General features: G+C 62.7%; 10 protein-coding genes. 6 read left to right on the top strand and 4 right to left on the bottom strand.

Translation table 11 applies throughout. The features are described from left to right. Positions 1-152 precede the first annotated feature (152 nt). Genes LPA34_RS26230 through LPA34_RS26240 form a run of 3 tightly spaced genes read right to left on the bottom strand, consistent with a single transcriptional unit; the run spans position 153 to position 3,517 of the window. A complete protein-coding gene (locus LPA34_RS26230) occupies positions 153-1,385 on the bottom strand; it encodes an EmrA/EmrK family multidrug efflux transporter periplasmic adaptor subunit (protein WP_228983936.1) in 1,233 nt (410 codons plus the stop codon). A gap of 59 nt (positions 1,386-1,444) precedes the next feature. Further along, on the bottom strand, positions 1,445-2,944 hold the full coding sequence (locus LPA34_RS26235) for an efflux transporter outer membrane subunit (protein WP_228983937.1): 1,500 nt from the start codon (positions 2,942-2,944) through the stop codon (positions 1,445-1,447). A gap of 48 nt (positions 2,945-2,992) precedes the next feature. Beyond that, positions 2,993-3,517 carry a MarR family winged helix-turn-helix transcriptional regulator gene (locus LPA34_RS26240; RefSeq protein WP_228983939.1) on the bottom strand — a complete coding sequence of 175 codons (525 nt, stop codon included), beginning with the start codon at positions 3,515-3,517 and terminating at the stop codon, positions 2,993-2,995. A 359-nt stretch (positions 3,518-3,876) separates the two neighbouring features. Here LPA34_RS26240 and typA point away from each other — a divergent pair, with 359 nt between their 5' ends. From typA to LPA34_RS26270, 6 genes are all read left to right on the top strand, one after another. Beyond that, positions 3,877-5,703, top strand: a complete 1,827-nt coding sequence (typA, locus tag LPA34_RS26245; RefSeq protein WP_228983941.1) for a translational GTPase TypA — start codon at positions 3,877-3,879, stop codon at positions 5,701-5,703. Positions 5,704-6,072: 369 nt separating this feature from the next. After that, complete coding sequence (locus LPA34_RS26250; RefSeq protein WP_228983943.1) at positions 6,073-8,934, top strand: 2-oxoglutarate dehydrogenase E1 component; 2,862 nt, start codon at positions 6,073-6,075, stop codon at positions 8,932-8,934. A 125-nt stretch (positions 8,935-9,059) separates the two neighbouring features. Beyond that, positions 9,060-10,337, top strand: a complete 1,278-nt coding sequence (odhB, locus tag LPA34_RS26255) for a 2-oxoglutarate dehydrogenase complex dihydrolipoyllysine-residue succinyltransferase (protein ID WP_228983946.1) — start codon at positions 9,060-9,062, stop codon at positions 10,335-10,337. Positions 10,338-10,450: 113 nt separating this feature from the next. Then, positions 10,451-11,881, top strand: coding sequence for a dihydrolipoyl dehydrogenase (gene lpdA, locus LPA34_RS26260; protein WP_228983948.1), 1,431 nt, complete (start codon positions 10,451-10,453; stop codon positions 11,879-11,881). An 89-nt stretch (positions 11,882-11,970) separates the two neighbouring features. Continuing rightward, complete coding sequence (gene zapE / locus LPA34_RS26265) at positions 11,971-13,068, top strand: cell division protein ZapE (protein ID WP_228983951.1); 1,098 nt, start codon at positions 11,971-11,973, stop codon at positions 13,066-13,068. Between the two features lie 154 nt (positions 13,069-13,222). Continuing rightward, positions 13,223-13,687, top strand: a complete 465-nt coding sequence (locus tag LPA34_RS26270; RefSeq protein ID WP_228983953.1) for a transposase — start codon at positions 13,223-13,225, stop codon at positions 13,685-13,687. A gap of 139 nt (positions 13,688-13,826) precedes the next feature. On the opposite strand, the gene LPA34_RS26275 is transcribed toward LPA34_RS26270, so the two are convergent. Then, a complete protein-coding gene (locus LPA34_RS26275; protein ID WP_407672562.1) occupies positions 13,827-14,321 on the bottom strand; it encodes a DUF2147 domain-containing protein in 495 nt (164 codons plus the stop codon). Positions 14,322-14,413: the final 92 nt, after the last annotated feature.

The following is a 14,413-nucleotide window of genomic DNA, read 5'->3' on the forward strand; positions in this document are numbered from 1 at the left end:
CCCACCCCACACCCCCACCCCCCCCCCCCGCCCCCCCCCCGCCCCCCCCCCCCCCCCCCCCCCCCCCCCCCCCCCCCCCCCCCGGGACTTGAGCCTGAGCCATGAAACCTTTTGAAGTATTGCTGGTGTGGCGGCAAGCGCCATGATGCTGGTTACATCAGCTTCGCCGCGCCTTTTGCGCCGCGCCCGGCTGCCTGCGCGCCGCTGTACTGGCCGCCGTTCGGGCCGGCGTTCGCCGCGATGATGCGTGCGATTTCGGCATCGGCCTGGTCGCCGTACCGGTCGAACACGTTGGTCTGATAGACGGTGTTTGGCGCGTGGCCGAGCTGGTCGCCGTTTTCGTTCTTGATGTTCACGTCGGCCTGCATCGACAGACCGATACGCAGCGGATGTGCCGCGAGTTCCTGCGGATCGAGCGCGATACGCACCGGCAGGCGTTGCACGACCTTGATCCAGTTGCCCGTCGCGTTCTGCGCCGGCAGCAGCGAGAACGCCGAGCCCGTGCCGGCCGAGAAACCGACGACCTTGCCGTGGAACGTCACGCCCGAACCATAGACGTCAGCCGTCAGTTCGACCGGCTGGCCGATGCGCATGTGCGTCAGCTGCACTTCCTTGAAGTTCGCGTCGACCCACACGCTGTTCAGCGGCACGATCGCCATCAGCGGCGTGCCTGGCGAGACGCGCTGGCCGACCTGCACCGAACGCTTCGCGACGTATCCGGTAACCGGTGCCGGCAGCGTGTTGCGCGCGTTGTTCAGATACGCGTCGCGTACCTTCGCGGCCGCGGCCTGCACGTTCGGATGATTGGCGACCGTCGTGTTCGCGGTCAGCGCGCGGTTCGCGGCGAGCTGCTGTTGCGCGGCGTCGAGCGCGGCCTGCGCGCTCTTCACGGCGTCGCGGGCGTGCGAGATTTCTTCCTGCGAAACCGCGCCCGTTTGCGCCACCGTCATGCGGCGCTTCAGGTCGTCCTGCGCGCGCGACAGATCGGACTGACGCACGGCGACCTGGGCCAGGTACTGGCTGTCGTCGGCGAACAGGCCGCGCACCTGGCGCACGACCTGCGCGAGATTCGCTTCAGCCGATTCGAGCGCGACGCGCGAATCCGCCGGGTCCAGCACGACGACCGGATCGCCGGCCTTGACCGTCTGCGTGTCGTCGGCGTTCACGGAGACGACCGTGCCCGTAACCTGTGGCGTGATCTGCACGACGTTGCCGTTCACGTAGGCATCGTCGGTGTCTTCGTGGAAGCGCGCGACGAGGAAGTAGTACAGGCCATATGCAATCGCGGCGATCAGGATCACGATGACGAGCAGCGTCATCATCCGTCGGCGCTTGCCGTTGTTTGCCGGTTGCGTGCCCGGCGCGGGCTGTTGGGGGGTGCTCATTGATGTGCTCCGTATTCTCTCAGTCTTCGTCGTTTATCCGGATGGGCGTTCGGTCCGGCTCAGTTCGATGCGTGTGCGGCGGAAGCGGGGGCGTCGGTCGGCACCACGAGACCGGTCTGCGTTGCGTCGAACCCGCCGCCGAGCGCCTTGACCAGCGCGATCTGCATGTCGCGGCGCTTCATCTTCAGGTTCGTCACCGTCTGTTCGGCGGCGAGGCGGTTCTGGTCGGCGGTCAGCACCTGCAGTTGCGGCGACAGGCCGGCGCGGTAGCGGATCACCGCAAGTTCGTACGCTTTCGACGACGCGTCGAGCGCGCGCTGCGCGTCGCCCGACTGCTGGTCGATCGAACGGATCGACGACACCTGCGTCGCCACATCCGAGAGCGCATTGATCAGCGTCTGGTTGTAGTTCGCGACGTCGAGATCGAAGTCGGCGTAGCGTCCTTTCAGTTGCGAGCGCAGCGCGCCGGCATCGAAGATCGGCAGATGGATCGCCGGGCCGAACTGGATCTGGCGGCTCGCCGAGGTGAGGAAGCGGCCCCAGCCGAACGCATCGAAACCGAAACCGGCCGCGAGGTTGATGTCCGGGAAGAATTCCGCTTTCGCTTCCTTGATGTCGTGCGTCGCGGCTTCGACCTCCCAGCGCGCGGCGACGATATCCGGGCGGCGGGCCACGAGGTCGGCCGGCAGGTTGTCCGGCAGCACGACCTGCGCGCCCGCGTTCATCACCGGTTTGGCGATCTGCAGGCCGCGGTCCGGCCCTTTGCCGAGCAGCGCGCCGAGCTGGTAGCGCACGGTGGTGATCTGGCCGTCGAGTTCAGTCAGGTTCGCCTGGCTCGTGGCGATATTGCCGTTGGCCGTCTGCCGTTCGACGTTCGTATCGAGACCGGCCAGAACCCGGCCGTTCGTGATCTTGCCGATCGTCTGGCGATTGTCGATTTCGCGCTGGGCGATATCGCGCAGCGCGTAGAGCTGCGCGAGCTGGTTGTACGTGCGTGCCACCGACGAGGCGAGCGTCACGCGCGCCTGCTGCATGTCGGCTTCGGCGGCTTTTTCCTGCGAGACGGCCTGGCCGAGCTTTTCGCGGTTCTTGCCCCACAGGTCCAGGTCCCACGAGGCGCTCGCGAGCGCGTTGTTCTCGCTGAACCACGTGCCGCCGTACGGCGGCGGGAAGAGGGCGTTCGCCGAATACAGCTCGCGGGTCCACGAATAGCTTCCGTCCACCTTCGGATACAGGTTCGAACGCGTGTTTTCGATGTACGACGACGCCTTGGCGATACGCGCCTGCGCCTGCGCGATCGACGGGCTGCCGTCGAGTGCTTCGGCGATCAGCGCCGGCAGTTGCGGGTCGCCGAACTGGTTCGCCCAGTCGAGCGAGGGCCACTGGCCACCCTCCGCGGGAACGCTCTGCGCCGATTCGTACTGCGCGGCCGACGCCATCTGCTTGTCGCTCTTGATACCGATGTAGTTCGCGCAGCCCGACAGGGCGAGTGCTGTCGCCGCCGCGGCGACAACAGCCCGGCTCGACAGCGCCGGCGCGGACAGGGAAAGGGATTTCATTCGCTCGACTCTTCTTTGAGTGATGGTAATGATGGACGCTGCAACTATTTATCGGGTCTCGGACGACGTGGCCGCCGCGGTGGCGGCATCGCGCGAAAGCCACGTGGCGTCGCCACTGTTGGCGAGCGCGCGGCGCAGCATGCTCTTGAGGAAACCCACTTCTTCGGGGGTAAAGCCTGCGAGCAGCCTGTCCAGCGTGCCGTTGAAAATGGCGGGCATGCGGGCCGCCATCGCCTGGCCTTCGGGCGTGAGGGCTAGCCGGACGACGCGGCGATCTTCGCAGCTGCGCACGCGTGTCAGCAGGCCGCGCTTCTCCAGCCGGTCGATCAGGCGGGTGACGGCGCTTGCGTCGATGCCGTATTCGCGGGCCAGCTCGGCGGCGAGCAGGCACTTGCCGCTCGCGACCATGAACAGGATGCTGCACTGGGTGCTCGTAATACCGAGTTCGGCTATCGTGCGCTGCGTGATCATGTTCGACATGGTCGATTTCACACGCGAGAGCAGGTAGCCAACGCTTTCGCCGAACTGGTATTCGCTGATTTCGGGCGGTAACGCCGGGTTCGGATCAGTCATGATTCTCTGCGACAGCAATGATTGACCAGGCAGGATTATAGGTGCGGTTAGTTGACGCGGCAAGCGTTATTACAGCTTAGGCAAGGAACTTTCACAGACAAGAACCATAATCGATCTGTGCGGGGAGCGCAGCGTTGGGGCGAGCGGTTGCGGACGCGTCGTGCTGTGATGAATGCGCTGGAGGGCGGTTCTGCGCGGGCGAAAAGGGCCTGTCGAAAGGCTTTCTGACGGCCGGAGTACGTGGCGGGTCGGAAAGCTTCACGTTCGCGTGCTATAATTTCAGGTTCCCAAAAGTGCGCTTTGGGCTTGTTGGCAGTTTCAAGAAGCGATCTGGCGCACTCAACTGTCTCCAGGTTCCTATGACCCGCGCCCTTCGTAACATCGCCATCATTGCCCACGTCGACCACGGCAAGACCACGCTCGTCGACCAGCTCCTTCGCCAGTCCGGCACCTTCCGCGAGAACCAGCAGATCGCCGAACGTGTCATGGATTCGAACGACATCGAAAAAGAACGCGGCATCACGATTCTTGCGAAGAATTGCGCGGTCGAATACGAAGGCACGCACATCAACATCGTCGACACACCGGGCCACGCCGACTTCGGCGGTGAAGTGGAGCGCGTGCTGTCGATGGTCGACTCGGTGCTGCTGCTCGTCGATGCCGTCGAGGGTCCGATGCCGCAAACGCGCTTCGTGACCAAGAAAGCGCTGGCACTCGGCCTGAAGCCGATCGTCATCATCAACAAGATCGACCGCCCGGGCGCGCGTATCGACTGGGTGATCAACCAGACGTTCGACCTGTTCGACAAGCTCGGCGCAAGCGAAGAACAGCTCGACTTCCCGATCGTCTACGCATCGGGCCTGAATGGCTATGCCGACCTCGATCCGAGCGTGCGCGAAGGCAACATGCGTCCGCTCTTCGAAGCGATTCTCGAACACGTGCCGGTTCGCCCGGCAGACCCGGAAGGCCCGCTCCAGCTGCAGATCACGTCGCTCGATTATTCGACGTACGTCGGCCGTATCGGTGTCGGCCGCATCACGCGCGGCACGATCAAGCCCGGCATGTCGGTCTCCGTGCGTTCGGGCCCGGACGGCGCGATCATCAACCGCAAGATCAATCAGGTCCTGTCGTTCAAGGGTCTGGAGCGCGTCCAGGTGGAATCGGCTGAAGCCGGCGACATCGTGCTCATCAACGGTATCGAGGAAATCGGTATCGGCGTGACCATCTGCTCGCCGGACGTGCCGGAAGCGCTGCCGATGATCACGGTCGACGAGCCGACGCTGACGATGAACTTCCTCGTGAATTCGTCGCCGCTGGCGGGCCGTGAAGGCAAGTTCGTGACGAGCCGCCAGATCCGCGACCGTCTGATGAAGGAACTGAACCACAACGTCGCGCTCCGCGTGAAGGAAACCGGCGACGAAACCACGTTCGAAGTGGCGGGCCGCGGCGAGCTGCACCTGACGATTCTCGTGGAAAACATGCGCCGTGAAGGCTACGAGCTGGCTGTGTCGCGTCCGCGCGTGGTGATGACGGAAGTCGACGGCGTGCGTCACGAGCCGTACGAAAACCTGACGGTCGACATGGAAGACGGCCACCAGGGCGGCGTGATGGAAGAACTGGGCCGCCGCAAGGGCGAAATGCTCGACATGGCGTCGGACGGTCGTGGCCGTACGCGTCTCGAGTACCGCATTTCGGCGCGTGGCCTGATCGGCTTCCAGTCGGAATTCCTGACGCTCACGCGCGGCACGGGCCTGATGAGCCATACGTTCGACTCGTACCAGCCGGTCCGGGAAGGCGCGGTCGGCGAGCGTCGCAATGGCGTGCTGATCTCGCAGGACGACGGCGCGGCCGTGGCGTACGCGCTCTGGAAGCTGCAGGATCGCGGCCGTATGTTCGTGTCGCCGGGCGAGCCGCTGTACGAAGGCATGATCATCGGCATTCACAGCCGCGACAACGACCTCGTCGTGAACCCGATCAAGGGCAAGCAGCTGACCAACGTGCGCTCCTCGGGCACCGATGAAGCGGTGCGCCTCGTGCCGCCGATCCAGATGTCGCTCGAATACGCGGTCGAATTCATCGACGACGACGAACTGGTCGAAGTCACGCCGCAATCGATCCGTCTGCGCAAGCGCTATCTGAAGGAACACGAGCGCCGCAGCGCGAGCCGCAAGGGCGCAACCGATTAACTTCGGTTGACGTCGACAAGGCGTCAATAAACGTCTCGTTGTCAGACAAAAGCCACCTTCGGGTGGCTTTTGTCGTTTCCGGGCGTGGGCCGGCGCGAACCGCCGGGGTCTCGCGACGATCCGGCGAAGGGAGCCGAAAACCCCTGAAACCCTGCGTGCGGATGCAGCAAAACCCCGCTGTGGCAAGACTTTAGCCCAGCATGCCAGCTATGTAGAGTATGCGTTCTGTGCTATGATTTTCAGGATGCAAGTTAAGGTCCTTCCAAGCAAGACTTGATTCGCGCAATCCGCCAAACGGTCAGGCCGTGTCGCGGAAGGTTGAGTAACCCGCTATTTCTCGAGAAACTCGAAGAAAGGTGAGCGTAAAAAATGATGAAGCAACTCCAGCTGAACTCCTATCTGTTCGGCGGCAACGCTCCGTATGTAGAAGAGCAGTACGAGGCGTATCTCGATAATCCGGCGTCAGTGCCCGAGACCTGGCGTGAGTATTTCGACGCGTTGCAGAACGTCCCGGCATCGGACGGCGGCAATGGCAACGACGTGGCTCATGGCCCGATCGTCGAGTCGTTTGCGCAGCGGGCGAAGGCGAATGCCTTTATTCCCCGGGCCACCACTGGCGGCGAAGACCTTGCCACCGCGCGCAAGCAGGTCTATGTCCAGTCGCTGATCGGCGCCTACCGTTTTCTCGGCTCGCAATGGGCCAATCTCGATCCGCTGAAGCGCCGCGAGCGCCCCGGCATTCCTGAGCTTGAACCTGCGTTCTACGACTTCACCGAAGCCGACATGGACCAGACGTTCAACACGAACAATCTGTATTTCGGCTTCGAACAGGCATCGCTGCGCGACATCATCAAGGCGCTGCGCGATACGTATTGCGGCACGATCGGTGCCGAGTACATGTACCTGAGCGATCCGGAGCAGAAGCGCTGGTGGAAGGAAAAGCTCGAGTCGATCCGCTCGACGCCGAATTTCTCCGTCGAAAAGAAAAAGCACATCCTGAACCGTCTGACGGCAGCCGAAGGCCTCGAGCGCTTCCTGCACACCCGGTACGTCGGTCAGAAGCGTTTCTCGCTGGAAGGCGGCGAAAGCTTCATCGCATCGATGGACGAAGTGGTGCGTCACGGCGGCGCGAACGGCGTGCAGGAAATCGTCATCGGCATGGCCCACCGCGGCCGTCTGAACGTGCTGGTCAATACGCTCGGCAAGATGCCGGCTGACCTCTTCGCTGAATTCGAAGGCAAGCATGTTGACGATCTGCCGGCTGGCGACGTGAAGTACCACAAGGGTTTCTCGTCGGACGTCTCGACCGATGGCGGCCCGGTTCACCTGTCGCTCGCATTCAACCCGTCGCACCTTGAAATCGTGAACCCGGTGGTCGAGGGCTCGGCGAAGGCCCGGATGGACCGTCGCGGCGACGATCAGGGCCTGCAGGTCCTGCCGGTGCAGATCCACGGCGACGCGGCCTTCGCGGGCCAGGGCGTCGTGATGGAAACGCTGAACCTCGCGCAGACGCGCGGTTACGGCACGCACGGCACGCTGCACATCGTCATCAACAACCAGATCGGCTTCACGACGTCCGACCCGCGCGACACGCGCTCGACGCTGTACTGCTCCGATGTCGTCAAAATGATCGAAGCGCCGGTGCTGCACGTGAACGGCGACGATCCGGAAGCCGTCGTGCTGGCCACGCAGATGGCTATCGACTACCGGATGCAGTTCCACAAGGATGTCGTGATCGACATCATCTGCTTCCGCAAGCTTGGCCACAACGAGCAGGACACGCCGGCTGTCACGCAGCCGCTGATGTACAAAACCATCGCGAAGCACCCGGGCACGCGCGCGCTGTACGCTGAAAAGCTCGTGCAGCAAGGCGTGATCACCGCCGAAGACGGAGACAACTACGTCAAGGCATACCGTCAGGCGATGGACGAAGGCCATCACACGATCGATCCGGTGCTCTCGAACTACAAGAGCAAGTACGCGGTCGACTGGGTGCCGTTCCTGAACCGCAAGTGGACCGACGCGGCCGACACGGCCGTGCCGCTCGCCGAACTCAAGCGCCTCGCGGAACGCATCACCACGATTCCGGATAACTTCAAGGTTCACCCGCTCGTCGAGCGCGTCATCAACGACCGTCGTGCGATGGGTCGCGGTGAAGCGAAACTCGACTGGGGCATGGGCGAGCATCTGGCATTCGCGTCGCTCGTCGCTTCGGGCTATGCGGTGCGCCTGACCGGCCAGGATTCGGGCCGCGGCACGTTCACGCACCGTCACGCGGTGCTGCACGACCAGAACCGCGAACGCTGGAATGACGGCACGTACGTGCCGCTGCAGAACATCGCCGAAGGCCAGGCAAAGTTCACGGTGATCGACTCGGTGCTGTCCGAAGAAGCCGTGCTCGGCTTCGAATACGGCTACTCGACGGCTGAGCCGAATACGTTCGTCGCATGGGAAGCGCAGTTCGGCGACTTCGTGAACGGCGCGCAGGTCGTGATCGACCAGTTCATCTCGTCGGGCGAAGTGAAGTGGGGCCGTGTCTCGGGTCTCACGATGCTGCTGCCGCACGGCTACGAAGGTCAGGGTCCGGAGCACTCGTCGGCACGTATCGAGCGTTTCCTGCAACTGTGCGCCGATCACAACATGCAGGTCGTCCAGCCGACCACGCCGGCGCAGATTTTCCACCTGTTGCGTCGCCAGATGATCCGCCTCTTCAGGAAGCCGCTGATCGTCGCCACGCCGAAGTCGCTGCTGCGCCACAAGGAAGCCGTGTCGGACCTGTCCGAACTGGCGAAGGGCGCGTTCCAGCCGATTATCGGCGAGGTGAGCGACGAGATCGACGCGAAGAAGGTCAAGCGCGTGGTTGCCTGCTCGGGCCGCGTGTACTATGACCTCGTCGCGCATCGTCGCGAAGCGAAGGCGAATGACGTCGCGATCATCCGTATCGAACAGCTGTATCCGTTCGCGCACAAGCAGTTCGAAGCGGAAATGAAGAAGTACGACAACGCGACCGAAGTGGTGTGGGTGCAGGACGAGCCGCAGAATCAGGGCCCGTGGTTCTACATCGAGCACCATCTGAAGGAAGGCATGAAGGACGGACAGAAGCTGGCATACAGCGGCCGTCCGGCTTCGGCTTCGCCGGCAGTCGGTTACTACGCAAAGCATTACGAGCAGCAGAAGGCGCTGGTGGAAGGTGCATTCGGCCGTCTGAAGAGCGCGTCGATCGCTAAATAACCCCATGAACCGAACCGGGAGAACGCACTGCGTTCTCCCGCGCCGCGTCTGAAGGTTCATACACGGTTCGCAGACGGTTCGCACAGGGTTCAGAGAACCCGATACGTATTCAGGAAAAAATCACAATGGCTATTGTAGAAGTCAAGGTCCCCCAGCTCTCCGAGTCGGTCTCGGAAGCCACCATGTTGCAGTGGAAGAAGAAGCCGGGTGAAGCGGTCGCGCAGGACGAAATTCTCATCGAAATCGAAACCGACAAGGTCGTGCTGGAAGTGCCGGCACCGTCGGCCGGCGTGCTCGCGCAAATCATCGCGAACGATGGCGACACCGTGATCGCCGATCAGGTCATCGCGAAGATCGACACTGAAGGCAAGGCAGGGGCTGCTGCTGTCGAAGCAGAAGTGAAGCCTGCACCGGCGGCGGCTACGGCGCCCGCCGCTGCCGCACCGGCCCAGGCGGCATCCGCGACGGGTGCGAACACGGCGGCTTCTCCTGCTGCCAGCAAGCTGATGGCGGAAAAGAACCTGTCGTCGGGCGACGTCGCCGGCTCGGGCCGCGACGGCCGCATCACGAAGGGCGACGTGCTGACCGCAGGCTCGGCGCCGGTGCCTGCAAAAGCACCGGCACCGGCCGCCGCACCGAAGGCTGCAAAGCCGTCGCTGCCGGACGTGAAGGCGCCGGCTTCGGCCGACGCGTGGCTGAAGGACCGCCCGGAACAACGCGTTCCGATGTCGCGTCTGCGTGCACGTATCGCCGAGCGTCTGCTCGAATCGCAGCAAACCAACGCCATCCTCACGACGTTCAACGAAGTGAACATGGCGCCGGTGATGGACCTGCGCAACAAGTACAAGGACAGGTTCGAGAAGGAACATGGCGTGAAGCTCGGCTTCATGTCGTTCTTCGTGAAGGCCGCTGTTCACGCGCTGAAGAAGTTCCCGCTGGTGAACGCATCGATCGACGGTAACGACATCGTCTATCACGGCTATTTCGACATCGGTATCGCGGTCGGTTCGCCGCGCGGTCTGGTGGTGCCGATCCTGCGCAACGCCGATCAGCTGAGCCTCGCCGACATCGAGAAGAAGATCGCCGAATTCGGTCAGAAGGCGAAGGACGGCAAGCTGTCGATCGAGGAAATGACGGGCGGCACGTTCTCGATCTCGAACGGGGGTGTGTTCGGCTCGATGCTGTCGACGCCGATCATCAACCCGCCGCAATCCGCGATTCTCGGCGTGCACGCCACGAAGGAACGCGCCGTGGTCGAAAACGGCCAGATCGTGATCCGTCCGATGAACTACCTGGCGCTGTCGTACGACCACCGGATCATCGACGGTCGCGAAGCGGTGCTGTCGCTGGTCGCGATGAAGGATGCGCTGGAAGACCCGGCGCGCCTGCTGCTCGACCTGTAAATCCGCGTAACCGTCGCCATCTGCGTGACGGCGCTTCTCGCATCAGCCTGAAACCGCAGCGACGCGCGCCATGAAACATGGCTGCGCTTCGCTGCGTCATCGAAAGGATTGTCATGTCCAAGGAATTTGACGTCGTCGTGATCGGCGCCGGCCCGGGCGGCTATATCGCCGCTATCCGTGCCGCGCAGCTCGGCAAGACCGTCGCATGTATCGAAAAGTGGAAGAACCCGGCCGGCACGCTGAAGCTCGGCGGCACGTGCCTGAACGTGGGTTGCATTCCGTCGAAGGCGCTGCTCGCGTCGTCGGAAGAATTTGAAAACGCTTCGCATCACCTCGCCGACCACGGCATCTCCGTGTCGGACGTGAAGGTCGATATTTCGAAGATGCTGGCCCGCAAGGAAGGCATCGTCGAGAAGATGACGAAGGGCATCGAATTCCTGTTCCGCAAGAACAAGATCACCTGGCTCAAAGGCCACGGCAAGTTCACCGGCAAGACGGACGCCGGCGTGCAGATCGAAGTCAGCGGCGAAGGCGAAACCGAAGTCGTCACGGCGAAGAACGTGATCATCGCGACGGGTTCGAAGGCGCGCCATCTGCCGAACGTGCCGGTCGACAACAAGATCGTCGCCGACAACGAAGGCGCACTGACGTTCGACACCGTGCCGAAGAAGCTCGCCGTGATCGGTGCGGGCGTGATCGGTCTGGAACTCGGCTCGGTGTGGCGTCGCCTCGGTTCTGACGTCACGGTGCTCGAAGCGCTGCCGGAATTCCTCGGCGCGGCGGACCAGGCACTCGCGAAGGAAGCCGCGAAGCAGTTCAAGAAGCAGGGCCTCGATATTCACGTCGGCGTGAAGGTCGGCGAGATCAAGGCGACCGGCAAGAACGTATCGATCGCTTACACGGACAAGGACGGCAACGCGCAGACGCTCGACGCCGACCGCCTGATCGTATCGATCGGCCGCGTGCCGAACACCGACAACCTCGGTCTCGAGGCGATCGGCCTGAAGGCGAACGAGCGCGGCTTCATCGACGTCGACGATCATTGCGCGACGGCGGTGCCGAACGTGTACGCGATCGGCGACGTGGTGCGTGGCCCGATGCTCGCGCACAAGGCCGAAGACGAAGGCGTGCTGGTCGCCGAAATCATCGACGGCCAGAAGCCGCATATCGACTACAACTGCATTCCGTGGGTGATCTACACCGAACCGGAAATCGCGTGGGTCGGCAAGACGGAGCAGCAGCTGAAGGCCGAAGGCCGCGAAGTCAGGACGGGCCAGTTCCCGTTCATGGCGAACGGCCGCGCGCTCGGCATCAACAAGGCGGAGGGTTTCGTCAAGATGATCGCCGACGCGAAGACCGACGAGCTGCTCGGCGTACACATCATCTCGGCAAACGCATCGGACCTGATCGCGGAAGCCGTGGTGGCGATGGAATTCAAGGCCGCGTCCGAAGACCTCGGCCGCATCTGCCATCCGCACCCGTCGCTGTCCGAAGTGATGCGTGAAGCTGCGCTGGCTGTCGATAAACGCGCGCTGAACATGTAATGCATGCGGTCTGCTGACCGCGCCTTGCATCGCACTCCGAAGGCGGGCGGGTTCCAACCCTCCCGCCTTTCTTTTTTTGCTGCAACATCATGAACGTCACCGAATACTACGAAAAAGAATTGCAGACGCGCGGCTATCAATCGGACCCGGCGCAACGCGCGGCGGTCGACCGTCTGCAGCGGTGCTTTGACGAGTGGACCGAATACAAGTCGCGCCGCTCGAACGCGTTCAAGAAGCTGATCATCCATCCGGACCTGCCGCGCGGCGTCTACATGTGGGGCGGCGTGGGGCGCGGCAAGAGCTTCCTGATGGACAGCTTCTTCATGATCGTGCCGGTGCAGCGCAAGACGCGTCTGCACTTCCACGAGTTCATGCGCGAAGTACATCGCGAACTCGAGGACCTGAAAGGGCAGGCCGATCCGCTCGACGAACTCGCGCGACGCATCGCGAAGCGTTACCGGCTGATCTGTTTCGACGAATTTCACGTCTCCGATATCGCGGACGCGATGATTCTCTACCGTCTGCTCGACAAGCTGTTCGAGAACGGCGTGCAGTTCGTGATGACGTCCAACTACGATCCGGACACGCTGTATCCCGATGGCCTGCATCGCGACCGGGTGCTGCCCGCCATCGAGCTGATCAAGTCGAAGCTCGACGTGATCAACGTCGACGCCGGCATCGACTACCGGCAGCGCACGCTGGCGCAGGTCGAGGTGTATCACACGCCGCTCGGCGCGGCCGCCGACAAGGCGTTGCGCGACGCGTTCTCGCGTCTCGCGGCCGTGCCCGACGAAAGCCCGCTGCTGCACATCGAGAAACGTGAACTCAAGGCGCTGCGCCGCGCGGACGGCGTCGTGTGGTTCGATTTCGCGACGCTGTGCGGCGGCCCGCGTTCGCAGAACGACTATCTCGAACTGGCGAGCCGCTTCCATGCCGTGATCCTCTCGGGCGTGCCGCAAATGACGCCGCGCATGCAATCGGAAGCCCGGCGCTTCACCTGGCTCATCGACGTGTTCTACGATCACAAGGTCAAGCTGCTGATGTCGGCCGCCGTGCCGCCAGAAGAACTGTACGTCGATGGCCCGATGGCGAACGAGTTCACGCGAACGGCCTCGCGGATCGTCGAAATGCAGTCGAAGGAATATCTGGACACGCCGCGACGAATTGTCGATACGTCGCTGACCTAGGCGCGTGACGGTACCCGGCGCACGCAGACAAGGCACACCTGACGCTTGCCGCACGTAAGTCTCGCAAGCCATTTTCGAGATTCAGACTCTTCTGATTTTCGCGTGCAGGCTGTCTCTATATCTTCTCCTTACGGTTCTGATAAAGGAGAAGCCCGTGACCCCTTACCGCGATATTAACGACGAAGAATGGCAATGCATCGCCTCGATGCTGCCCGAACTGCGCCCGCGCTCCGAATTGCGCGGACGTCCTCTTGCCAACACGCGCTCCGTGCTGAATGGCGTGCTGTGGGTGATCTGCAGTGGCGCGACATGGTCGGCGATGCCGCGTCGTTACCCGTCTTACCAGACGTGCCATCGCCGCTTCAAGGCGTGGCACGAGTCAGGTGTGCTCAAACATGTGATGGACCATCTGTACGCTACTGCCGCTGAAGATCTCTACGTCACGATGCAGGCCCGCATGCGCGTGCACGCGAATCCTGAACAGAAGGCCGCGCGTCTCGGGAATGGTTTCCCACATCATCCTGCCGGCGTGCTGCATGCCCGCGCGTCAAATGAAAGTGCCGTGCCAGCCGCTTCGCGGGTTCCACCCGTCAGGTCGCCCTACAAGCACGCGGCATGACGAAACGCACGTGTTTTGACCCAAAGGGAAAAGCAACAAAAAGCGGCCGACGATTACGATCGTCGGCCGCTTTTTTTCGTCTGAAGCCAGGGCTTTGACGCGTACTACGCGCCGTCTGCCACTACCGTTATTCCAGCGTTCATGGCTGGCGAATCCACGTCTGCGAGCGTCCGAGCAGCGATACGCCGATATAGCCACGCACCACCAGTTTCTGGCCGCCATCTTCCAGGTGCATCTTGCACTTGTACAGCTTGCCGTTTTCCGGATCGAGGATGTGCCCGCCGTCCCAGCCATCGCCGTCTTTCTTCATGTCGTTGATGATCGTCATGCCGAGCATCAACTGGTCCTTGCGCTCGTCCGTGCATGCGGTGCAGCGACGGTCCGGGTTGTCGTTGGGGTTGAGGCCCCTGATGATCTTGCCTGTGAGGTTGCCGTTGCCGTCAGACGTGATCTGTATCAGCGCTTTCGGTTGACCGGTGTGGTCGTCGATCGTCTGCCACGTGCCGATTGCGGTTGCGCTCTGCGCCATCGCTACAACGGCGCTCGCCATCAGGACGCCAGCCACCGCAAGATGTTTCGCCGACTTTAGCGCCACAGTGCGGGCGCGCCGCGTCAGATGCGTCAGTTGAGTCATTGTCTTCCTATATGAACGCGTCCCGTTTGCAACAGTTTTCGTGTGTTCGGACAGACAGGATGGGTTGCGGCTCTATATCCGGCCTTGTTGCA

It is taken from the genome of Paraburkholderia gardini, from assembly GCF_907164575.1.
In the GTDB taxonomy this organism is placed as follows: domain Bacteria; phylum Pseudomonadota; class Gammaproteobacteria; order Burkholderiales; family Burkholderiaceae; genus Paraburkholderia; species Paraburkholderia gardini.